The following is a 20,698-nucleotide window of genomic DNA, read 5'->3' as shown; positions in this document are numbered from 1 at the left end:
GTCGATCGACTGCCCGCCCCGGCTTCGTACGTATCGGCCGAGCGGCTCAGAACCCGCCGGTCTGCTCGTCCCGGCGGCGCTGCCAGCGCTGCTCCACCCGGTCCATCATCCCGGCCTTGCGGCGCGGGGCGGCGGCCGGACGGGCTCCGGCGCCCTGGCCCGCGGGACCGCGGCGCCAGCCGGTCACGGCGAACACCGCGCACCCGAGCATCACCAGGAAGCCCACGACGCTGACCCAGATCTGATCCGGTACGACCATGCCGCCCATCAGCAGGCCGATGCCCACCACGAAGCCGGCGACGGCCAGGTAGACCCGCCGACGGGTGTAGGTGCGCAGCCCGGTTCCCTCAAGCGCAGACGCGAATTTGGGATCTTCGGCATACAGCGCTCGCTCCATCTGGTCGAGCAGTCGCTGCTCGTGCTCCGAGAGCGGCACGGAGTCCTCCTACTCGTCGGTCGCGGGTGCGACCGGTCCGCCCACCCCGGTCGGGGAGGCAAGTCCAATCAGCCTTGGGGCACACGGTCGGACGCCCGTGCGGGGGACCCGGCCCGTGTCGTCCATATGCCCCACGCGTCCGGCTGTCATGCTTTCCGGCTTTACCCAGATCATACGGTCCGTGGGCCCGTTACGGGGTGGTCTGCGCCGCGTGGGACGGGCCACTTCGAGCGGGGACGGCCGCATCGGAGTCAACGCGCCACGCCCCGGACAAGTGCCCGATCGGATGGAATCGTCCCGGACCTGGGGAGGTTTGCCGCCGGGCGGCACCGCCCGGCCGCCGCCGGGCCCGGAAACGGGCGGGCCACCGAGGGGTCACGGCGCGGGAACGGGCGGGCCTCCGGGGCGCGAACCACCGCCGTACGGCGGGCAAAAAAACCGTACGACGGCGGAGGCGCGCGTGAAGGGGCGCGCGGGCCGGGAGGGGCGCCTCAGGCCAGGGTGGCCAGCAGGTGCAGCTGGGTCGCCACGGCGTGGAAGGCGGGCTGCGCGGCGGCGGCCTCCTCCAGCTTCAGCAGCGCGTCCAGCGCGCCCGGCTCGGTGTCCACCAGCACACCGGGGACGAGGTCGGAGAAGACCCGTACACCGTGCACCGACTGCACCCGCAGGCCCGCGGCCTCGGCCAGCCGGCCCAGCTCCTCGCCGGTGAAGCGGCGCGGCATCGGGTCCTGCTCGCCCCAGCGGCCGTCGGCGGCGGACAGCACGGTGCGGGCCTCGGTGAAGTGGCCGGCCAGCGCGCGGGCCAGCACGGCGCCGTTGCGGTTGGCCGCCAGCAGGCTGACCACGCCGCCCTTGCGCAGGGCGCCCGCCAGGCTGCCGAGCGCCTCGGCCGGGTCGTCCACGACCTCCAGCACGCCGTGGCAGAGCACCGCGTCCACGCTGCCGGGGGCGACCAGCTCGGGCAGGGTCTGGGTGTCGCCCTGGACGGCGCGCACCAGGTCCGTCACACCGGCCTCGGCGGCCCGGCGCTCCAGGGCGAACAGGGCGTCCGGGCTCGGGTCGACCACGGTGACGCGGTGGCCGAGCTTGGCGACCGGCACCGCGAAGTTCCCGGTGCCGCCGCCGGTGTCGACCACGTCGAGCACCGGCTGGTCCAGCTCGGCCGACCGCTTCTCCAGGGCCGCCCGGACCACCTCCCACACCACGGCGGTACGCAGGGCACTGCGGGGACGCGTCGGGTACAAGGTGGGACTCCTTGGCACGTGCAGTTCGATCAGGTTGCCTCCACCTTAGAGCCTGTCCCGGGGATCCTTGCCGGGCCCACGACGCCGTCCGACGGGAGCCGGGGCGGGGGCGGCGCGGCGTGCAGGCCGAGCAGGCGCTCGACCAGGCGCAGGAAGAGGGCGGAGTTGCGGACCAGGTCGTCGGCGTCGCGGGCCGAGGCGGCGCCCCTGATCCCGGCCTCGGCGGCGGCCCGGCGGCGGGCGCCGGCACCGTAGTAGACCGCCCACTCGGCGAGCTCCGGGGCCACCTCGGGCAGCACCTCCCAGGCGCTGCGGATGGCCTTGCGCCGGCGCGGGCTCTTCTCCGGGCGGCCGCGCACCGCCAGGACGGCCGCCACCGTGCGCAGCGCGGCCAGGTGGGCGGTGGCGTAGCGCTCCAGCGGGTCCTCCAGGGCGCGGGCCCGGGTGAGGGTGCGGTGGGCGTCGGCGAGCAGGTCGAGGGCGGCCGGCGGCGCGGCGACCCGGCGCAGCACGGGGTGGACGTCGGCTCCGGCGGGACGCCCGGCGGACGGGCCCGGGAGCTGCGGCGGGGCGGCGGAGTGGAGGCGGGCGGTGACGGGCTCAGGACGGCTGACGGTCATGGTCTCCCCCGTTCCGAGGCAGCGCGCGGACCGGGTGGTCCGTGCCCCTCCATCGTGAACGGCACCACTGACAATCCGGCCGGGCCTGCCGCGCCCCGGGCGGCTCCGGAAGGGCGTCCGGAAAAGGCGTAGCGGCGGCGGGCGCGGTCCTCCCCCGGTTCCGCGCCGCCGCCGTGCCGTCGCTCCGCCGCTCCCCCGTGGTCGGCGGTGGCGAGCTCCCCCCTCGCGGCCGGTCTCCCCCCGGCCCGCTCCGCCGCCCCGTGTCGGCGGTGCGGGGACCGTGACCAGCCCCGTGGCGGTCCGTCCGCCGCCTCCCCGGGCCGGTTCGGCCGGGGGACGGACGGATCCGCCGCCCGGGCGGGCCCGGCGCCCGACGCGCCGCCCTCCCGGGTGCCACCACTCTCCCGTCTCCGCAGGTCGGGGGCCATCCGCTGACGTACTCAACCGCGGATCTGAGTATTTGTACTCAGTGCGCCCCGGCCCGTCCCGGTCCGGCCGCCCGCCGGAACCGGCGGGTGCGTCCACGGCGTCCCGGGTGCCGGGTACGGTACGGCGGGGCCGGGCGGTACCGGCCCGCCGGACGACCAGGGGACGCGATGACGAGGAGGGGGACGCGATGACGGTCCTGCCGCTGATCTTCACCAGCGGACTGGCCAGCGGCATCAACGCCTACGCGGTGGTGCTGCTGCTCGGCCTGCTGGGCAGGTTCGCCGACGCGGACTCCGTGCCGCAGGCGCTGGAGCGCACCGACGTGCTGGTCGTGGCCGCGGTGCTGTTCGCGCTGGAGGCGGTGGCCGACAAGATCCCGTACGTGGACAGCGTCTGGGACGTCGTGCACACGGTGATCCGGCCGGTCGCCGGCGCCACCGTCGGCGTGCTGATCGCGGGCAACGACCCCGGCTCGCTGAGCGAGGTCGCGGCCGGCGCGATGGGCGGCACCTCGGCCCTGGTCAGCCACCTGGTGAAGGCCTCGCTGCGGATGGCCGTCAACACCTCCCCCGAGCCGGCCAGCAACATCGTGGTCAGCATGGCCGAGGACCTCTCGGTGGCCGGCCTGATCACCCTGGCGATCTTCCACCCCTGGCTGGCCGCCTCGGTCGCCGCCGTGGTCCTGGCCGCCGGGCTGCTGCTGGTCTGGCTGGCGGTCAGCCGGATCCGCGCCTTCCGGGCCCGCCGCCGCGAACGCCGGGCCGCCCGGGCGGCGGCGGGGAGCGCCTGAGACTGGTCCTAGGATCAGGTGCCATGGCAAAGATCGTCGTCATCGGCGCAGGAATGAGCGGGCTCGCGGCGGCCTCCCGGCTGGCGACCCTCGGCCACCGGGTGACGGTCTGCGAGGCGGGCGGCACCTACGGGGGCATGGTCGGGCGGTACGAGCGCGAGGGCTTCGCCTTCGACACCGGGCCCGGCCTGCTCACCCTCCCGGCGGTCTACCGCGACCTCGCGCTGAAGACCGGCAAGGAGCCCCTGGAGCAGCTGGTCGAGCTGGCCCCGGTCGACCCGGAGAGCCGGCACCTGTTCCCCGACGGCACCGCCGTCACCCTGCCGAACGCCTCCCGCGGCGGCGTCAGCCAGGCGCTGGACGCCGCCTTCGGGGCCGGCTCCGGCGCCCGCTGGAGCGCGGTGATGAACCACGGCCGGACGGTCTGGGAGGCCACCCGCCGCCCGCTGCTGGAGGAGCCGCTGCCGGCCGAGCGCGGCGTCCTGTCCCCGGCCGACCGGGCCCTGGTGGGCACCGACCCGTACCCCGTCCCGCCGCGCACCGGCCTGGCCCGGCTGCGCCGCGCCCAGCCGTGGTCCCTGGAGCACGTGGCCGCGCGCGAGCTCGACGGCCACCCCGGCCTGACCGCCCTGCTGTGCGAGCCCGCGCTGCGGTACGGCTTCACCTCGGCCATGGCACCCGCCGGGGCCACCGTCCTGCCGTACATGGAGCAGTCCTTCGGCGTCTGGTACGTCCGGGGCGGGCTGCGGGCCCTCGCGGACGCGGTGTACCGGCGCTGCGAGCTGCGCAAGGTCGCGTTCCGCTTCGACACCCCGGTCACCCGGGTGGTCGTCGAGGGCGGCCGGGCGACCGGGGTCGAGACGGCGGACGGCCGGATCGACGCGGACCTGGTGGTCTCCGCGATGGACACCGACGCCTTCTACCGCCACGGCCTGGCCGAGTGGCCGGGGCTGCCGCCCGAGGAGTGGGAGCCGGTGGAGGTGCCCGGCCGCTTCAGCGTGCTGCTCGCCCTGCGCGGCCCCCGGCCCGAGGGCACCCCGCACCGCACGGTCGTCCACGCGGCCGACCCCGCCGCCGAGGCGAACGCCCTGACGCTCTCGGCGCCGCCCTGCGAGCGCCCCACCGTCCAGGTGCTGCGCCCGGACGACCCGGCGCTGCGGCCCGACGACGACCACGAGAGCGTGGTGCTGACCGCGACCGTCCCGGCCCAGGACGAGGTCGACTGGACCGTCCCCGGGTTCGCCGACCGCTACGCCGACCGGCTGCTCGCCCACGTGGACGCGGCCGGCCTGGGCCTGCGCGAGCGGATCCTGTGGCGGGTCGTGCGCACCCCGGAGGACACCCGCCGGGAGACCGGCGCGCTGTTCGGCGCGGTCGCCCGCCCGGCCCTGGCCGGCTCCGCGGGCTCCTGGCTGAAGGCCGCCAACGAGTCCCCCGTCCCCGGCCTCTACCTGATCGGCGGCAACGCCCACCCCGGCGGCGGCCTCGCCCGCGTCGGCATGTCGGCCTGCATCACCGCCGGCCTGATCGGCCCGGCGTAACGGCCCGGTCGGGCCGGTCAGCCCTGCTGGTGCCAGGTGTTCTGCTGCTGGTAGCCGTGGTTCTGGTCGTACATCGGCTGCTGCGGGATGCCCTGGGTGTGCGGGTCGGGCTGGGGCTGCCACTGCTGGGGCTGCTGCTGGGCGGTCTGGTCCCAGGCCTGCTGGTGCTGCGGCTGCTGCTGGTAGCCCGCGTACGGGTCCTGCTGCTGGTGCTGCTGCTGGTAGCCGCCGTACGGGTCGGGCTGCTGCTGGGGGTAGCCGCCGTAGGTCTGCTGCTGGTCGTAGGCGTAGGCGGGCTGCTGCTGGGTCTGCCACTGCTGCTGGTCGTAGCCGGCCTGGTAGGCGGGGGCGTACGGGTCCTGGGGCTGCTGCTGGACCTGCGACTGCTGCTGCTCGTAATACCCGGGGGCGTAGACGCCGTCCTGGGCGAGCTCCTGCATCTCGAAGGCGGCGGTCTGCTCGACCTCCGGCACCTCGTCGGGCGCCGGGGAGGGCAGCGGGGTGGGCAGCGGGGTGGGCAACGGCGCGGGGGCCGGGGTCTCCTCGACGGGGCTGACCTCGCCGACCCGCTTGCGGGCGACCGCGGCGGCCGCCACCGCGGCGGCGCCGCCGGTGAGGGCGCCGAGCAGCGGCACCTTGGCGAGCGGGCCGGGCAGGCTGCCGTCGGGCTTCCGCAGGGACCAGCCGGTCTGGTGGCCGCGCTTGACCGAGAGGGTGACGAAGGCCTGTCCGACCGCGAACAGCGCGGCGCCGGCCCCGATCACCACGACCGAGCCGAGGACCATCCCGGCGGCCACGCCCAGGAAGCCGGCCAGCGCAAGGACCCGCCAGTGCAGCGGTGCCCGGTTCTGCAGCAGCACCTCCGCGACCAGCCAGAGCGCCACCACCGCCAACGCGACGTACAGCAGCAGGTATCCGATGCCCATCCGCCCCGCTACCTCCAGTCGCGTACCCGCGCGTGTGCGCCGCGCGTGTGCGGCGACTGTACCGGTTCAACGGCCGGGGTACCGCATCGCGTTCCCGCCGCCCGGGCACCGGCCGCACACGACCGAGCCCGCCACCGTCGGTACGGTGACGGACTCGTGAACACCCGGCGTCGGCGCGGCGGGAGCAGGCCCCCGCAGCGCCCGCTCAGCGCTGGTGCAGTCCCAGGTTCTGGTAGATCTCCAGCGTCGCCGTCGAGTGGTTCAGCGTGATGAAGTGCAGACCCGGCGCGCCCTCGGCGAGCAGGCGCTCGGCCATCGCGGTGGCGTGCTCCATGCCGATGGCCCGCAGCGCCGCCGGGTCGTCGATGGCCGCCCGCAGACGGGCCTCCAGGTCGACGGGGAAGGCCGAGCCGCTGAGCTGCGGGAAGCGCTCCAGCTGCTTGGCGTTGGTGACCGGCATGATCTCCGGGATGATCGGCGTCTCGCAGCCGGCGGCCGCCACCCGGTCGCGCAGCCGCAGGTAGTCGTCCACCTCGAAGAACATCTGGGTGATCGCGTAGTCGGCCCCGGAGCGGATCTTCGCCACGAAGTGCCGGATGTCCTCGTCCCAGTCGGTCGAGCGCGGGTGCATGTTCGGGGAGGCCGCGACGCCGACGCAGAAGTCGCCGATCCCCTTGATCAGCTCCACCAGCTCGTACGCGTAGGTGACGCCCTCGGGGTGCTTGACCCACTCGCCCATCGGGTCGCCGGGCGGGTCGCCCCGGACCGCGAGGACGTTGCGCACGCCCTGGTCGGCGTACTGGCCGATGATGTTGCGCAGCTCCGCGATCGAGTGGTCCACCGCGGTGAGGTGGGCGACCGGGGTCAGGGTGGTCTCGGTGGCGATCCGGCCGACCATGTTGACGGTGCGCTCGCGCGAGGAGCCGCCGGCGCCGTACGTCATGCAGACGAAGTTGGGGTCGAGCGGTTCGAGCCGGCGGATGGCGTCCCAGAGCTTCTGCTCGCCGGCCTCGGTGCGGGGCGGCATGAATTCGAAGGAGAAGGAGCGCTTGCCGGCCGCCAGGAGTTCGCGCACCGTCAGTGCGCGATCCGTTCTCGTGGAAGCGATTCCGAGTGCCATGCTGGCAGGCTATCCGGCGTTCGAAGGGGCCGGACAACCGTATTCCATCTATTGAGACAACTGATGGAAGACGTTCCGTTTCGCCCCGGAACGGCTCCGCCGCCCCTCCCCCGTACCCCGGGCCGAGCCGCTCGCACAGCCGTTCCCGGCCGCACCGCTACGCTTGCTGCACCCCAGAGAACCAGCGGAGCCCCATCGTGACCTCGTCCAGCACCCGGCCGGCCAGCCCCGGTTCGGCCCTCAGTGCGGCCACCAGTGCGGCCACCAGTGCGGCCGGCAACGCGGCCGGCAGTGCGGCCAACCCCATGGACGTGGAGGACGTCCGCACCCGTGTCAACGCGGCGCTCGCCGCGTTCATGGACGGCCAGTCCGTGCTCCTCGACAAGATCTCGCCCCAGCTGGCCCCCGCCGCCGACGCGCTGCGCGACTTCCTGCTGGACGGCGGCAAGCGGCTGCGCCCGGGCTTCTGCTACTGGGGCTGGCGCGGCGCCGGCGGCCCGGCCGCGGGCGCGACCGGCGAGGCGATCGCCAACGCGGCCGCCGCCCTGGAGCTGCTCCAGGCCAGCGCCCTCGTCCACGACGACCTGATGGACCGCAGCGACACCCGCCGCGGCCTGCCCTCGGTCCACCGCCGCTTCGAGGCGCTGCACCGCGACAGCGGCTGGCGCGGCGACCGCGAGCAGTACGGCGCCTCGGCCGCGGTGCTGCTCGGCGACCTGCTGCTGATCTGGTGCGACGAGCTGTTCCTGCGCTCCGGCCTGGAGCCCGCCGCCGTGCTCGCCGCCAAGCCGGTGTTCGACCTGATGCGCACCGAGGTCATGCTCGGCCAGTACCTGGACGTGCTGGAGCCGGTGGCCGGCGACTCGACGGACGAGGGCGCGCTGGAGCGGGCGCAGACCGTCCTGCACTACAAGTCCGCGAAGTACACCATCGAGCGGCCGCTCCAGGTGGGCGCGCTGCTGGCCGGCGCCGGGCCGGAGCTGGTCGAGGCGTACGGGGCGTTCGGGCTGCCGCTGGGCGAGGCCTTCCAGCTGCGCGACGACCTGCTCGGCGTCTTCGGGGACCCGGCCGTCACCGGCAAGCCGGCCGGGGACGACCTGCGCGAGGGCAAGCGCACCCTGCTGGTCGCGCACGCGATGCGGGGCCTGCCGGCCGCCGACGCCCGGCACCTGGACGAGCGGCTGGGCGCGCCGGACCTGGCGGCCCCGGAGGTCGCCGAGCTGCGCGGGCTGGTCGCCCGCAGCGGGGCGCCGGAGCTGGTGGAGCGCCGGATCGAGGAGCTGATGCGGCAGTCGCTGGCCGCGCTGGAGGCGGCGCCGCTCGCCGACGAGCGGGCCCGTACGGTGCTGCTGGCACTGGCCGAGGCCGCCACCGTCCGCAAGTACTGAACGCACTGACGGGCGGCGACGGCCCCGGGCCGGTCCTACGGGTCCTGCCGGTCCTGCGGGTCCTGCGGGTCCTACCGGGATCCGGGAGGCTCAGAGCGCGGCGCGCACCCGGCGGGACAGCTCGGCGGCGGCCGCCCGGGGGTCCGCCGCGGCCGTGATGGCCCGCACCACGACGACCCGGCGGGCACCGGCGGCGAGCACCTCGTCCAGGTTGCCGAGGTCGATCCCGCCGATCGCGAACCACGGCCGGTCGGTGTCCCGCTTCGCCGCGTACGAGACCAGGCCGAGGCCCGGGGCCGGGCGGCCCGGCTTGGTCGGGGTCGGCCAGACCGGGCCGGTGCAGAAGTAGTCCACCCCGGGCTCGGCGATCGCCGCGTCCACCTCGGACTCGGCGTGGCAGGAGCGGCCGATCAGCACGTCCTCGCCGAGGATCGCCCGGGCGGCCGGCACCGGCAGGTCGTCCTGGCCGAGGTGCAGCACGTCCGGCCGGGCCGCGTGGGCGACGTCGGCGCGGTCGTTGACGGCCAGCAGCTTGCCGTGCCGGCGGCAGGCGTCGGCGAAGACCTCCAGAGCCTCCAGCTCCTGCCTGGCCTCCAGGCCCTTGTCGCGCAGCTGGACGATGTCCACCCCGCCCGCCAGCGCCGCGTCCAGGAACTCGGCGAGGTCGCCCTGCTCCCGGCGGGCGTCGGTGCACAGGTACAGCCGGGCGTCGGCGAGCCCGGCGCGCGGCGTGTCCGCCGCCATCAGATCAGCATCGCCTGGGCGCGGCGCTTCACCTCGGTGCCGCGGTTCTCCCGCAGCGCCTGGATCGGGCTGCCGGGCAGCGACGGGTCCTCGGTGAAGAGCCACTCCAGGATCTCCGCGTCGTTGTACCCGCAGTCCCGCAGGACGGTCAGGGTGCCGGACAGGTGCTTGACCAGGCCCGGGCCGTCGATGAACGCGGCCGGGACCTGCAGCGACTTGTTGGGGCCGCGCCGGACGGCGATCAGGCCGCCGTTCTTGACCAGGTCACGCACCTCGGTGACCCGGACCCCCCACTGCTCCGAGATGTCGGGCAGGTACATCCAGTCGGTGACCAGGGATTCAATCTTGCTTTCGATCTCACTCACGCCACCAGACTGCCACCTCCGCGGCCCACCGCGCACCAGACCTGCCCCGCGCCTACCCCGCGACGGCCGCCTTCAGCGGTACCGCGGGGTCGGCCGCCCGGGCCGGGTCCAGCGCGGTGCCGCGCTCGATCAGCCGCCGCCCCTGGGCCAGGTCGCGCGGCCGGTCCACGGTCAGCAGCGCGCTCGGCACGCCGTCGCGCAGCCAGAGCACCGACCAGTCGGCGCCCCGCGGGTCGCCGCGCCGGACCAGCTCGTCGCCCTCGGCGTGCCGGCCGGCGTACTGGACCATCCGCCCGAACTGCTCGGACCAGAAGTACGGCACCGGGTCGTAGGCCGGCGCGTCCGCGCCCAGGACGACGGCGGCCACCGCCTCGCCGGACCGCAGCGCGTGGTCCCAGTGCTGGACGGCCAGCCGGGCGCCGGCCCGGGCCGAGGGGTAGCTGACGCAGTCGCCGGCCGCGAAGACCCCGGGCACCGAGGTGCGCAGCCGCCCGTCCACCACGACGGCGCCGGTCGCGTCCAGCTCGACCCCGGAGCCGGCCAGCCAGCCGGTCGCGGGGCGGGCCCCGATGCCGACCACCACCTCGTCGGCGGGCAGGTGCGAGCCGTCCGCCAGCAGCACCGCGCCGGGCTCGACGGCGGCCACGCCGACCCCGCAGCGCAGCTCGACCCCGGCCTCGGCGTACCAGGCGGCCATCGCCGAGCCGAGCTCCGTCGGCAGCGCGCCGGGCAGCGGCGCCGGACCGGCCTCGACCACCGTCACCTCGCAGCCCGCCGCGCGGGCCGCGGTGGACACCTCGGCGCCGATCCAGCCCGCGCCGACCAGCACCAGCCGCAGCCCGGGGCGCAGCAGCGCGCGCAGCGCCAGGGCGTCGTCCAGGGTGTGCAGCAGGTGTGCCCGCTCGGCGCCGGGCAGGGCGCGCGGCACGGCGCCGGTGGCGATCACCAGCGAGCCGTACGGGAGGTCGCCGCCGTCGGTGTGCAGCACGCCGGGGGTGAGGCCGGTGGCGCGGCGGCCGGTGAGCAGCTCGATGCCGAGCTGCCCGTAGTCGATGTCCAGGGCGGTGGAGTCGGCCTTGCCGAGCAGCACGTCCTTGGAGAGCGGCGGCCGGTCGTACGGCGCGTGCGGCTCCTCGCCGACCAGCGTGATCCGCCCCTGCCGGCCGCCCTGCCGCAGCTTGAGGGCGCACTGCGCCCCGGCCAGCCCGGCTCCGACGACGACCACCCGATCCGTTCCGCTCAGCTCTGCCACGCCCGCCACTGTACTCAGCGCGACGCGGCGGCCTCCGGGCCGTCCGCCCCGCGTACGGGCCTTCGGCCGGGCCGACCCCCGGCGTTAAGGTGGGAGGACCACACGGGAGCCCGGCGGACCGGGCTGAGAGGCGGGCTGACACGGCCTGCGACCGTCCGAACCTGATCCGGGTCATACCGGCGAAGGGAGAAGAGCAGCCTTGTCACGCTTGCCATCAGGCACCCATGCCGACGTGCTGGTGATCGGCGGGGGCGTCATCGGCCTCGCCGTCGCCTGGCGCACCGCGCGGCGCGGGGCGCGGAACGTGATCGTGGTCGACCCCGCCCACGGCGGCGGGGCCGCCGGGGTCGCGGCCGGGATGCTCGCCCCGGTCACCGAGCTCCAGTACGGCGAGGAGCCGCTGCTGCGCCTCGGGATGGCCTCGAACGAGCGGTACGAGACCTTCGCCGCCGAACTCTCCGAGGCGAGCGGCGGCCTGGACACCGGCTACCGCCGCTGCGGCACGATCGCCGTCGCGCTGGACTCCGACGACCGCGAGGAACTGCGCGAGCTGTACGCCTTCCACCAGCGGCTGGGCCTGGACTCGACCTGGCTGACCGGCCGGGAGGCCCGCAGGCTGGAGCCGATGCTGGCCCCCGCCGTCCGCGGCGCCCTGCACGCCGCGGACGACCACCAGGTGGACCCCCGACGCCTGCTCACCGCCCTGGTCGCCGCCTGCGGGCGCGCGGGCGTCCTGCTGCACCGCGCCGAGGCCGTCGAGCTGCTGGTCGAGGACGGCCGCGCGACCGGCGCCCGGCTGAGCACCGACGAGACCGTGACCGCCGACCAGGTCGTGCTCGCCGCCGGCCCGCACAGCCACCGGCTGCCCGGTCTGCCCGAGGGGGTGCTGCCCGCGATCCGCCCGGTGAAGGGGCAGGTGCTGCGGCTGCACGTGCCGGAGGCCTACCGGCCGTTCCTCTCCCGCAACGTCCGCGCCGTGGTCCGCGGCCGGCACCTGTACCTGGTCCCCCGGGAGAACGGCGAACTGGTCGTCGGCGCGACCACCGAGGAGCAGGGCTACGACACCACCGTCACCGCCGGCGGGGTGTACGAACTCCTGCGGGACGCCCACGAGTTGGTCCCGGGGATCACCGAACTCCCGCTGCGCGAGACCTCGGCCGGACTGCGCCCCGGCTCGCCGGACAACGCCCCGCTGCTGGGCCCGACCCCGCTGCCCGGGCTGGTCGCCTCCACCGGCCACTACCGCAACGGCGTGCTGCTCACCCCGGTGACCGCCGACCTGGTCTCCGAGTACCTGGTCACCGGTGAAGTCCCCGAGCTCGCAAGGCCGTTCACCCCCACCCGGTTCTCCTCCGAATCCCCCGTCGCGAAGGCCTCCGCATGACCGAGATCGCCCCGAACGAGCACGCCCCAGACGAGAACGCCGTGCACGAGGACGCCCCGAACCCGGTCGCCCCGGCCGAGATCGCCCTGACCGTCAACGGCGAGCCCCGCCGGGTGCCCGCCACGACCACCCTCGCCGAGCTGGTGGCCTCCGTCAGCGCCGCCAACACCGGCGTCGCCGCCGCGCTCAACGAGGCCGTGGTGCCGCGCGGTTCGTGGCCCGGGACGGCACTGGGCACCGGCGACCGGATCGAGATCCTCACCGCCGTCCAGGGAGGCTGAGCCATGGCCGACGATCTGCTGACCATCGCCGGGACGGCCTTCTCCTCCCGACTGATCATGGGCACCGGCGGCGCCCCCAGCCTGGAGGTCCTGGAGCGCGCGCTGCTCGCCTCCGGCACCGAGCTGACCACCGTCGCGATGCGCCGGGTCGACGCCACCACCCAGGGCTCCGTCCTGGACGTGCTGACCCGCAACGGCATCCGGGTGCTGCCCAACACGGCCGGCTGCTTCACCGCCGGCGAGGCCGTGCTGACCGCCCGGCTGGCCCGCGAGGCGCTCGGCACCGACTGGGTCAAGCTGGAGGTGATCGCCGACGAGCGCACCCTGCTGCCCGACCCGATCGAGCTGCTGGACGCCGCCGAGACGCTGGTCGACGACGGCTTCACCGTCCTGCCGTACACCAACGACGACCCGGTGCTGGCCCGCAAGCTGGAGGACGTCGGCTGCGCGGCCATCATGCCGCTGGGCTCGCCGATCGGTTCGGGCCTGGGCATCCGCAACCCGCACAACTTCCAGCTGATCGTGGAGGGCGCGGGCGTCCCGGTGATCCTGGACGCGGGCGCCGGCACCGCCTCCGACGTGGCGCTGGCGATGGAGCTGGGCTGCGCCGCGGTGATGCTCGCCTCCGCGGTGACCAGGGCTCAGGACCCGGTGCTGATGGCCGAGGCGATGCGGCACGCCGCCGAGGCGGGCCGGCTCGCCCACCGGGCCGGCCGGATCCCGCGCCGCTTCCACGCCGAGGCCTCCTCCGCGATGGCCGGCCGGGCCGACCTGGACACCCGCGAGCACCCGGCGTTCTGAACCGTCGCGCATGTCACAAGCCGGTCCCGGAGGCGGTGTCCGCCGGGACCGGGCGGTCCCGCACCCTAGACTCTCCGAGTGGACATGGCACTGCACGACCCCCTGATCGGCGCCCTGCTCGACAACCGGTACCGGGTCGAGCAGCGGATCGCGACCGGCGGGATGTCCACCGTCTACCGGGGCACCGACACCCGGCTGGACCGGGTGGTCGCGCTCAAGGTGATGCACCCCTCGCTGGCCGGTGACGAGGGCTTCACCGCCCGCTTCATCCGCGAGGCCAAGGCGGTCGCCAGGCTCACCCACCCCAACGTGGTCAACGTCTTCGACCAGGGCGCGGACGGCGGCCACGTCTTCCTCGCCATGGAGTACGTGCCCGGCCGCACCCTGCGCGACCTGCTGCGCGACCGCGGCGCGCTGTCCGTCCGGGCCGCGCTGGACGTGCTGGAGCCGGTGCTCGCCGCGCTCGGCGCCGCCCACCGGGCCGGACTGGTCCACCGCGACGTCAAGCCCGAGAACGTGCTGATCACCGAGGGCGGCCTGGTCAAGGTCGCCGACTTCGGCCTGGTCCGGGTGCTCGGCAGCGCCGACGGCGCGCCCACCTCGACCACCACCGCGACCGGCGGCACGGTCATGGGCACCGTCTCCTACCTGGCCCCCGAGCAGATCCTCCCGGACGCCCCCACCGACCAGCGGGTGGACGTCTACGCGTCCGGCATCCTGCTGTACGAGATGCTCACCGGCCGCCGCCCGCACACCGGCGACAACCCCGTCCAGGTCATGTACAAGCACCTGCACGAGGACGTCCCGGCCCCCTCGCTGGTCGCCCCCGCCGTCGGCCCCGAGCTGGACGCGATAGTGGCCGCCGCCTGCGCCCGGTCCGCCGGCGCCCGCCCGTACGACGCGGTCGAGCTGCTCGCCGCCCTCCAGCGGGTGCGCCGCACCCTCGCCCCGGCCGCGCTGGACGCCGAGCCGCCGGCCTCCACCCGCCCCAGCCCGCGCTACCCGACCAGCGAGCCGACCTCGGTGATCCAGCCGCTGCCGCGGCCCGCCGAGGCCCCGCCGACGGAGCGCACCAGCGTGCTGGACATGCCGCCGGAGCTGATGGACGAGCTGCTCGCCGAGCCGCGCCCGTACGACGAGCCGACCCCGGTGCACCGGCGCCGGCCCCGGCCGGGCCCGCTGCGCCGCCTCCCCCGCCGGACGCTGGTCTGGACGGCCGCGCTGGCCGCGCTGGTGCTGGCGATCGGCGGCGTCACGTACGGGATCTCCGAGGGGCTGTACGGCTCGGTGCCGGGCGTGCTCGGCAAGGACCGGGCCGAGGCGCAGCGGGTCCTGGACAAGGAGGGCCTGCACGGCAGGTTCGTCGAGGTGTTCAGCGAGTCCGTCCCGTCCGGGCAGGTGATCGCCACCGACCCCGGGGTGGGCGCGCGCACCCGCAAGAGCGACAGCGTCACCGTCACCCTCTCCAAGGGCCCCAAGCGGATCGCGGTGCCGGACCTCACCGGGAAGAGCGCCGCCGACGCCGCCGCGGCCCTGACCGGCGCCCAGCTGACCAGGGGCGGCGTGACCGAGACCTACGACGACACGGTGCCCGAGGGCTCGGTGATCAGCAGCTCGCCGGCGGCCGGGCAGCTGCTGCAGGAGAACAGCGCGGTGTCGCTGGTGGTCAGCAAGGGCATGGTGCCGGTCCCGAACGTCACCGGGATGGGCAAGGACGAGGCGCAGAAGGCGCTCCAGGCCGCGGGCTTCACCATGCAGACCAGCGGCTGGGACGTGTTCGGCGCGGTCACCTCCTCCGGCCAGAGCCCGGCGGCGGGCGAGCGGCGCCCGCAGCGCAGCGTGGTGACGGTCAAGTTCTCGCTGTTCTAGGCCCCGGGCGGGCTCAGCGCAGCGGCCCGTCGCCGGGCTCCTCCTGGTAGGAGTAGCGCTGCTCGCCCCAGGGGTCGGCGAGGTTGTGGTAGCCGCGCTCCTCCCAGAAGCCGCGCCGGTCGGCCCGCATGTACTCGACCGCGCGCACCCACTTGGGGCCCTTCCAGGCGTACAGCCGCGGCACCACCAGCCGGACCGGGAAGCCGTGTTCGGCGGTGAGCGCCTCGCCGTTGCGGTGGGTGGCGAGCAGCGTGCGCGGGTCGGCGAAGTCGGCGAGGCGCAGGTTGGCGCTGTAGCCGTACTCGGCCCAGACCATGACGTGGGTGACGCCCGGCGCCGGGGGCACCAGGTCGAGCACGGCGGCGGCCGACACGCCCGTCCACTCGTTGCCGAGCACCGAGAACTTGGTCACGCAGTGCAGGTCCCCGACGACGGTGCTGCGCGGCAGGGCGCCGAAGGCCTCGAAGTCCCAGCTGTGCTTCTCCGCCGAGGCGGTGGCGCCGAACACCTGGAGGTCCCAGGTCAACGGCTTGAAGCGGGGCACCGGCCCGTAGTGCAGGGCGGGCCAGCCGCGCTGCGCGCGCTGTCCCGGGGGGAGCCTCGGGTCAGACGGCGGAAGCGGTTCGTGTTTCGACTGACCCATGGATCCATGGTGACAGACGGCGGACGAGCCTCGGCGCGCGCCCCTTTGCGCGGACCCGCGCCCCTGCCCGTACGGCCCAGCGGTCGGCCGCCCACCAGCACGTTCCACCATGAATCGGATATTCCGACACATGTCCTAGTGAGTGTGAACTTACTGGAATTTCCTCCCAAAGCGGTGCCAGGATGCGCAGCACAGGACTCAGTACCGGACCCACCGCAGGACTTCACGCAGGACTCAGCGCAGGACACACGGCAGCACGAGTGCAGGAGGCATCACCATGCAGGGCGATCCCGAGGTCATCGAGTTCCTCAACGAGCAGCTCACCGCCGAGCTGACCGCGATCAACCAGTACTTCCTGCACGCCAAGATGCAGGAGAACTTCGGCTGGACGAAGCTCGCCAAGTACACCCGGCACGAGTCCTTCGACGAGATGAAGCACGCCGAGACGCTCACCGACCGGATCCTGTTCCTGGAGGGGCTGCCCAACTACCAGCGGCTGTTCCACGTCCGGATCGGCCAGACGGTCAAGGAGATGTTCGAGGCGGACCGCCAGATCGAGGTCGAGGCGATCGACCGGCTCAAGCGCGGGATCGTGGTGATGCGGGCCAAGAACGACGTCACCTCGGCGAACATCTTCGAGGACATCCTGGCCGACGAGGAGCACCACATCGACTACCTCGACACCCAGCTGGAGCTGCTGGAGAAGCTCGGCGAGGCGCTCTACCTCGCCACGGTGATCGAGCAGCCGGAGTCCTGAGGACGCGGCCCGCCCGGTCCGGTCCGGTCAGGCCGCCCGGTTCGCCCGGGTCACCCGCAGCGGGACCACCGGGGCGGCCTCCGGGGCCAGCGCCGACGGCGCCGCCGGGTCCTCCGGGTCCGCGAGGCCGAGCTTCGCGGCCAGCCGGGCGGTCGGGCAGGGGCGGGCGCCGTGCTCGCCGAGCAGCGCCTGGATGCGCCGCACGCAGGACCCGCAGTCGGTGCCGGCCCGGCAGCCCTTCGCTATCTGGCGCGGGGTGTTGGCACCGCCGTCGATCGCCTTCTTCACCTGGTCCTCGGTGACCGCATGGCACATGCACACGTACATCGCGGTCTCTCCCGGGAGTGAAGCGGAGTGGATCTTGACTAAGGTCAGCCTTAGTTCACTGAGGCTTACCTTACCCGGCGAAACGGGTACGAAAAAGCCCCTCCGGGCTCGGGGACACCGAATCCGGAGGGGCCTTCGTCACATCGGACGGGCACCGGGCCTACTGGCCGCGGTACATCTCCGCCACCAGGAACGCCAGGTCCAGCGACTGGCTGCGGTTGAGCCGCGGGTCGCAGGCCGTCTCGTAGCGCTGGTGCAGGTCGTCCACCAGGACCTCGTCGCCGCCGCCGACGCACTCGGTGACGTCGTCGCCGGTCAGCTCCACGTGGATGCCGCCCGGGTGGGTGCCGAGCGCGCGGTGCACCTCGAAGAAGCCCTTGACCTCGTCCAGGACGTCGTCGAAGCGGCGGGTCTTGTGCCCGCTGGAGGCCTCGAAGGTGTTGCCGTGCATCGGGTCGCAGATCCACACCGGCCGGGCGCCTGAGGCGGTGACCTTCTCCACCAGGGTGGGCAGGTGCTCGCGGATCTTGCCCGCGCCCATCCGGGTGATGAAGGTCAGGCGGCCGGGCTCGCGCTCCGGGTCCAGCTTCTCGATCAGGGCGAGCGCGTCGTCGACCGAGGTGGTCGGGCCGAGCTTGACGCCGATCGGGTTGCGGATCTTGGAGGCGAACTCGATGTGCGCGTGGTCCAGCTGCCGGGTGCGCTCGCCGATCCACACCATGTGGCCGGAGACGTCGTACAGCTCGCCGGTGCGCGAGTCCACGCGGGTCAGCGCGGTCTCGTAGTCCAGGACCAGCGCCTCGTGCGAGGAGAAGAACTCGACCGCCTTGAACTCCTCCGGCACCACGCCGCAGGCGCTCATGAACGCCAGGGCGTTGTCGATCTCCCGGGCGAGCTGCTCGTAGCGCTGGCCGGCCGGCGAGTTGCGGACGAAGTCCTGGTTCCAGGCGTGCACCTGGCGCAGGTCCGCGTAGCCACCGGTGGTGAAGGCGCGCACCAGGTTGAGCGTCGCGGCGGACGCGTTGTACATCCGCTTCAGGCGCTCGGGGTTCGGGATGCGGGACTCGGGGGTGAACTCGAAGCCGTTCACCGAGTCGCCCCGGTAGACCGGCAGGGTCACGCCGTCGCGGGTCTCGGTCGACTTGGAGCGCGGCTTGGAGTACTGGCCGGCGATGCGGCCGACCTTCACCACCGGCACCGAGGCCGCGTACGTCAGTACGGCGGCCATCTGGAGCAGCGTCTTCAGCTTGTTGCGGATGTGCTCCGCCGAAACGCCGTCGAAGGCCTCGGCACAGTCACCGCCCTGGAGGAGGAAGGCCTCCCCGCGCGCCACGGCTCCGAGCCGGGCGCGCAGCTGGTCGCACTCGCCGGCGAAGACGAGCGGCGGATAGGACGCGAGCTCGGCAAGGGTCTTGCGCAGAGCCTCTTGGTCCGGCCATTCAGGCTGCTGCGCCGCGGGCAGGGACTGCCAGGAGTGGGCAGCCCTCGATGTCTCAGTCGTAGCGGTCACACCGCCAAGGCTACGGGGTGGCAGGAGTGACTCGTGCCTATTGCCCGAGGAATGAGACACATCTCGGACAAAGACGTGATGCCCCTCACCCGCCCCGACGCATCCGCTAGTCTCGAACCATGCACGCGCCCCACAGCCACTCCTGGTGGTGGGCCTCCCCCCAGGGTGGCCCACAACTGGCGCGTTCCTAGACGAACACGACGGCCGCCCCTCGGGGCGGCCGTCGGCGTCTGAGCAGACGGCCCTCCGGGAGCGGACCTTGCACCGCCTCTCACCAGTCCACCCGGAAGGAAGCCGTTCCCGTGACCACCGCTGTCGACCTGCTCGCCCGTCTCACCGGCCCCGATGCCCCCGCGTTCGCCCTGCTGCACCGCCGCACGCCCCGGCTCAGCCCGGACACCGTCGAGGTGCTGCTGGGCACCGTCGACAGCTACGAGCACCTCGCCGACCTGCCCGTACGCAGCGGCCCACCGGCCGGCGGCGGCCCGGTGCACGACCTGCTCGCACTCGTCCCGTACCGCCAGATCCGCGAGCGCGGCTTCGAGGCGCACGACGACGAGACCCCGCTCCAGGCCCTCTCAGTGACCGAGCAGCACGCCCTGCCGTTGGCCGAATTCACCTACGCCCTACCGAAGTTGCCGGTCTCACTTGCCGGTGGCGGGTTCGATGTGGACGACGACGCGTACGCCGCGATCGTCCGCCGGGTGATCCAGGACGAGATCGGGAACGGCGAGGGCGCCAACTTCGTCATCCGGCGCGACTTCCACGCGACGATGGAGGACTTCTCCCCCGAGCTCGCGCTGACGCTCTTCCGGCGGCTGCTGGAGCAGGAGCGCGGCGCGTACTGGACCTTCCTGGTGCACACCGGCGACCGGGTCCTGGTCGGCGCCTCCCCCGAGGTGCACGTCCGGCAGAGCGGCGGCACCGTCGTGATGAACCCGATCTCCGGCACCTACCGCTACCCGGCCGGCGGCTCCGACCTCGACTCGCTGCTCCAGTTCCTGCACGACCCCAAGGAGTTGGAGGAGCTCACCATGGTCGTGGACGAGGAGCTCAAGATGATGTGCACGGTCGGCGACCTCGGCGGCCAGGTGCTCGGGCCCCGGCTCAAGGAGATGGCCCACCTCGCCCACACCGAGTACGAGCTGCGCGGGCGCACCTCGCTGGACGTCCGCGACGTGCTCCGCGAGACGATGTTCGCGGCCACCGTCACGGGCAGCCCGGTCGAGAACGCCACCCGGGTGATCAAGCGCTACGAGCCCACCGGACGCGGCTACTACTCCGGCGCGCTCGCCCTGATCGGCCGCGCCGCCAGCGGCGGGCAGCTGCTGGACTCGCCGATCTGCATCCGCACCGCCGACATCGACCCGGCCACCGGCCGACTGGTCGTCCGGGTCGGCGCCACCCTGGTGCGCCACTCCGTCCCGGAGTCCGAGGTCGCCGAGACCCACGCCAAGGCCGCCGGCGTGCTCACCGCGATCGGCGCCCGGCCCGCGCCCACCCGGCTGCCCCACCCGACCGGGCCCCGGCTCGCCGACGACCACCGGGTGCAGGCCGCCCTGGACTCCCGCCGGGCCGACCTCGCGCCGTTCTGGCTGCGGATGCAGCAGCCGGCCGAGATCACCGAGGCCGAGCCGACCCTGGTCGTGGACGGCGAGGACACCTTCACCTCGATGCTCTCCCACCTGCTCGGCTCGCTCGGCCACCGGGTGACGGTGGCCCGCTACGACGAGCCGGGGCTGCGCGAGCGGGTCGCGGCGCACCGGGGCGCGCTGGTGCTCGGCCCCGGCCCGGGCGACCCGGCGCTCGCCGACGACCCCAAGATGGTGCTGCTGCGGCCGATCGTCGCGGACGCGCTGGCCGCCGTCCGCTCCGGCGCCCGCACCTCGCCGCTGCTCGCGGTCTGCCTGAGCCACCAGCTGCTGGCCGCCGAACTCGGGCTCCCGCTGGGCCGCAAGGCCGTCCCGTACCAGGGGGCGCAGGAGCGCATCGACCTGTTCGGCGCCAAGCGCACGGTCGGCTTCTACAACACCTTCACCGCGCGCTGCTCGGAGGCCGACGCGGCGCGGCTCCTCGGCGAGGGCGTCGAGGTCTCCCGGGACGCCGCCACCGGCGACGTGCACGCGCTGCGCGGGCACGGCTTCGCGGGGCTCCAGTTCCACCCGGAGTCGGTGCTCACCCGTGACGGGGTCGGCATCGTGGCGGGCCTGCTGCGCGAGGCGACGGCCGCGCTGCGCTGAGCCGGCGGCGCGGCCCCGGGCGGATGTGCCC

Annotated in this window: 20 protein-coding genes and 1 riboswitch; of the genes, 9 read left to right on the top strand and 11 right to left on the bottom strand. The window is 74.3% G+C overall.

Annotated elements, in window-relative coordinates; all coding sequences use genetic code 11:
* Positions 1-46: 46 nt before the first annotated feature.
* The 3 genes from ACFU7Z_RS15100 to ACFU7Z_RS15090 form a co-directional block, all read right to left on the bottom strand.
* Positions 47-436: a DUF3040 domain-containing protein gene (locus ACFU7Z_RS15100; RefSeq protein ID WP_074000911.1), complete on the bottom strand. Its 390-nt coding sequence runs from the start codon at positions 434-436 to the stop codon at positions 47-49.
* Positions 437-927: 491 nt separating this feature from the next.
* Positions 928-1,680: a methyltransferase domain-containing protein gene (locus ACFU7Z_RS15095; RefSeq protein ID WP_049651928.1), complete on the bottom strand. Its 753-nt coding sequence runs from the start codon at positions 1,678-1,680 to the stop codon at positions 928-930.
* Between the two features lie 29 nt (positions 1,681-1,709).
* Complete coding sequence (locus tag ACFU7Z_RS15090; RefSeq protein WP_074000909.1) at positions 1,710-2,300, bottom strand: SAV_6107 family HEPN domain-containing protein; 591 nt, start codon at positions 2,298-2,300, stop codon at positions 1,710-1,712.
* 616 nt (positions 2,301-2,916) lie between these two features.
* On the opposite strand from ACFU7Z_RS15090, the gene ACFU7Z_RS15085 reads away from it, so the two are divergent.
* Both ACFU7Z_RS15085 and ACFU7Z_RS15080 read left to right on the top strand, forming a co-directional pair.
* Positions 2,917-3,519: a DUF4126 domain-containing protein gene (locus ACFU7Z_RS15085; RefSeq protein ID WP_380777779.1), complete on the top strand. Its 603-nt coding sequence runs from the start codon at positions 2,917-2,919 to the stop codon at positions 3,517-3,519.
* Positions 3,520-3,542: 23 nt separating this feature from the next.
* Positions 3,543-5,060, top strand: a complete 1,518-nt coding sequence (locus tag ACFU7Z_RS15080) for a phytoene desaturase family protein (RefSeq protein ID WP_380777778.1) — start codon at positions 3,543-3,545, stop codon at positions 5,058-5,060.
* 17 nt (positions 5,061-5,077) lie between these two features.
* Here the strand turns inward: ACFU7Z_RS15080 and ACFU7Z_RS15075 are convergent, their stop codons facing one another.
* Both ACFU7Z_RS15075 and metF read right to left on the bottom strand, forming a co-directional pair.
* Positions 5,078-5,986 carry a hypothetical protein gene (locus ACFU7Z_RS15075; RefSeq protein ID WP_380777777.1) on the bottom strand — a complete coding sequence of 303 codons (909 nt, stop codon included), beginning with the start codon at positions 5,984-5,986 and terminating at the stop codon, positions 5,078-5,080.
* Positions 5,987-6,191: 205 nt separating this feature from the next.
* Complete coding sequence (metF, locus tag ACFU7Z_RS15070) at positions 6,192-7,106, bottom strand: methylenetetrahydrofolate reductase [NAD(P)H] (RefSeq protein ID WP_049651933.1); 915 nt, start codon at positions 7,104-7,106, stop codon at positions 6,192-6,194.
* A gap of 197 nt (positions 7,107-7,303) precedes the next feature.
* On the opposite strand from metF, the gene ACFU7Z_RS15065 reads away from it, so the two are divergent.
* Complete coding sequence (locus tag ACFU7Z_RS15065; protein ID WP_380777776.1) at positions 7,304-8,494, top strand: polyprenyl synthetase family protein; 1,191 nt, start codon at positions 7,304-7,306, stop codon at positions 8,492-8,494.
* 90 nt (positions 8,495-8,584) lie between these two features.
* Here ACFU7Z_RS15065 and thiE read toward each other — a convergent pair whose 3' ends face one another.
* From thiE to ACFU7Z_RS15050, 3 genes are read right to left on the bottom strand one after another with little or no spacing between them, the layout of a single operon-like run.
* Entirely contained in the window at positions 8,585-9,238 is a 654-nt protein-coding gene (thiE, locus tag ACFU7Z_RS15060; RefSeq protein ID WP_117487444.1) for a thiamine phosphate synthase, read from the bottom strand.
* Positions 9,238-9,603, bottom strand: coding sequence for an Rv2175c family DNA-binding protein (locus ACFU7Z_RS15055; RefSeq protein ID WP_049651935.1), 366 nt, complete (start codon positions 9,601-9,603; stop codon positions 9,238-9,240). Before ACFU7Z_RS15055 ends, thiE begins: the two co-directional genes overlap by 1 nt.
* 52 nt (positions 9,604-9,655) lie before the next feature.
* A complete protein-coding gene (locus ACFU7Z_RS15050; RefSeq protein WP_380777775.1) occupies positions 9,656-10,864 on the bottom strand; it encodes an NAD(P)/FAD-dependent oxidoreductase in 1,209 nt (402 codons plus the stop codon).
* An 83-nt stretch (positions 10,865-10,947) separates the two neighbouring features.
* A riboswitch (TPP riboswitch) is annotated at positions 10,948-11,060 on the top strand.
* A gap of 3 nt (positions 11,061-11,063) precedes the next feature.
* On the opposite strand from ACFU7Z_RS15050, the gene thiO reads away from it, so the two are divergent.
* From thiO to pknB, 4 genes are all read left to right on the top strand, one after another.
* Positions 11,064-12,239, top strand: a complete 1,176-nt coding sequence (gene thiO / locus ACFU7Z_RS15045; protein ID WP_234348525.1) for a glycine oxidase ThiO — start codon at positions 11,064-11,066, stop codon at positions 12,237-12,239.
* Positions 12,236-12,520: a sulfur carrier protein ThiS gene (gene thiS, locus ACFU7Z_RS15040; protein WP_380777774.1), complete on the top strand. Its 285-nt coding sequence runs from the start codon at positions 12,236-12,238 to the stop codon at positions 12,518-12,520. Before thiO ends, thiS begins: the two co-directional genes overlap by 4 nt.
* A 3-nt stretch (positions 12,521-12,523) precedes the next feature.
* A complete protein-coding gene (locus ACFU7Z_RS15035) occupies positions 12,524-13,321 on the top strand; it encodes a thiazole synthase (protein ID WP_049655375.1) in 798 nt (265 codons plus the stop codon).
* An 84-nt stretch (positions 13,322-13,405) separates the two neighbouring features.
* Positions 13,406-15,190, top strand: a complete 1,785-nt coding sequence (gene pknB, locus ACFU7Z_RS15030) for a Stk1 family PASTA domain-containing Ser/Thr kinase (protein WP_053112234.1) — start codon at positions 13,406-13,408, stop codon at positions 15,188-15,190.
* A 13-nt stretch (positions 15,191-15,203) separates the two neighbouring features.
* Here pknB and ACFU7Z_RS15025 read toward each other — a convergent pair whose 3' ends face one another.
* Positions 15,204-15,833 (bottom strand): molybdopterin-dependent oxidoreductase, encoded by a 630-nt coding sequence (locus ACFU7Z_RS15025; protein ID WP_375877453.1) that lies wholly within the window; start codon positions 15,831-15,833, stop codon positions 15,204-15,206.
* Between the two features lie 277 nt (positions 15,834-16,110).
* On the opposite strand from ACFU7Z_RS15025, the gene bfr reads away from it, so the two are divergent.
* Entirely contained in the window at positions 16,111-16,590 is a 480-nt protein-coding gene (gene bfr / locus ACFU7Z_RS15020; RefSeq protein WP_049655380.1) for a bacterioferritin, read from the top strand.
* Between the two features lie 27 nt (positions 16,591-16,617).
* Here bfr and ACFU7Z_RS15015 read toward each other — a convergent pair whose 3' ends face one another.
* Together ACFU7Z_RS15015 and ACFU7Z_RS15010 are read right to left on the bottom strand one after the other, a co-directional pair.
* A complete protein-coding gene (locus ACFU7Z_RS15015) occupies positions 16,618-16,917 on the bottom strand; it encodes a bacterioferritin-associated ferredoxin (protein ID WP_380777773.1) in 300 nt (99 codons plus the stop codon).
* 160 nt (positions 16,918-17,077) lie between these two features.
* The gene (locus ACFU7Z_RS15010; RefSeq protein ID WP_049655382.1) at positions 17,078-18,427 is read right to left on the bottom strand and encodes a class II 3-deoxy-7-phosphoheptulonate synthase; all 1,350 of its coding nucleotides are present in this window, start codon (positions 18,425-18,427) and stop codon (positions 17,078-17,080) included.
* A 302-nt stretch (positions 18,428-18,729) separates the two neighbouring features.
* Here ACFU7Z_RS15010 and ACFU7Z_RS15005 point away from each other — a divergent pair, with 302 nt between their 5' ends.
* Entirely contained in the window at positions 18,730-20,667 is a 1,938-nt protein-coding gene (locus ACFU7Z_RS15005; protein ID WP_380743432.1) for an anthranilate synthase family protein, read from the top strand.
* Positions 20,668-20,698 lie beyond the last annotated feature (31 nt).

This window comes from Kitasatospora sp. NPDC057518 (assembly GCF_042802075.1).
Taxonomy (GTDB): Bacteria; Actinomycetota; Actinomycetes; order Streptomycetales; family Streptomycetaceae; genus Kitasatospora.
Note: the sequence above shows the minus strand (reverse complement) of the source record. Positions and strands in the feature narration are given on the sequence as shown.

What these genes read in the sequence shown, in the direction of transcription:
- ACFU7Z_RS15090 (WP_074000909.1), bottom strand. Translation starts at nt 2,300, where the DNA reads ATGACCGTCAGCCGTCCTGAGCCCGTCACCGCCCGCCTCCACTCCGCC.
- ACFU7Z_RS15085 (WP_380777779.1), top strand. Translation starts at nt 2,917, where the DNA reads ATGACGGTCCTGCCGCTGATCTTCACCAGCGGACTGGCCAGCGGCATC.
- ACFU7Z_RS15080 (WP_380777778.1), top strand. Translation starts at nt 3,543, where the DNA reads ATGGCAAAGATCGTCGTCATCGGCGCAGGAATGAGCGGGCTCGCGGCG.
- ACFU7Z_RS15075 (WP_380777777.1), bottom strand. Translation starts at nt 5,986, where the DNA reads ATGGGCATCGGATACCTGCTGCTGTACGTCGCGTTGGCGGTGGTGGCG.
- metF (WP_049651933.1), bottom strand. Translation starts at nt 7,106, where the DNA reads ATGGCACTCGGAATCGCTTCCACGAGAACGGATCGCGCACTGACGGTG.
- thiE (WP_117487444.1), bottom strand. Translation starts at nt 9,238, where the DNA reads ATGGCGGCGGACACGCCGCGCGCCGGGCTCGCCGACGCCCGGCTGTAC.
- thiS (WP_380777774.1), top strand. Translation starts at nt 12,236, where the DNA reads ATGACCGAGATCGCCCCGAACGAGCACGCCCCAGACGAGAACGCCGTG.
- ACFU7Z_RS15035 (WP_049655375.1), top strand. Translation starts at nt 12,524, where the DNA reads ATGGCCGACGATCTGCTGACCATCGCCGGGACGGCCTTCTCCTCCCGA.
- pknB (WP_053112234.1), top strand. Translation starts at nt 13,406, where the DNA reads ATGGCACTGCACGACCCCCTGATCGGCGCCCTGCTCGACAACCGGTAC.
- ACFU7Z_RS15025 (WP_375877453.1), bottom strand. Translation starts at nt 15,833, where the DNA reads ATGGGTCAGTCGAAACACGAACCGCTTCCGCCGTCTGACCCGAGGCTC.
- bfr (WP_049655380.1), top strand. Translation starts at nt 16,111, where the DNA reads ATGCAGGGCGATCCCGAGGTCATCGAGTTCCTCAACGAGCAGCTCACC.
- ACFU7Z_RS15015 (WP_380777773.1), bottom strand. Translation starts at nt 16,917, where the DNA reads ATGTACGTGTGCATGTGCCATGCGGTCACCGAGGACCAGGTGAAGAAG.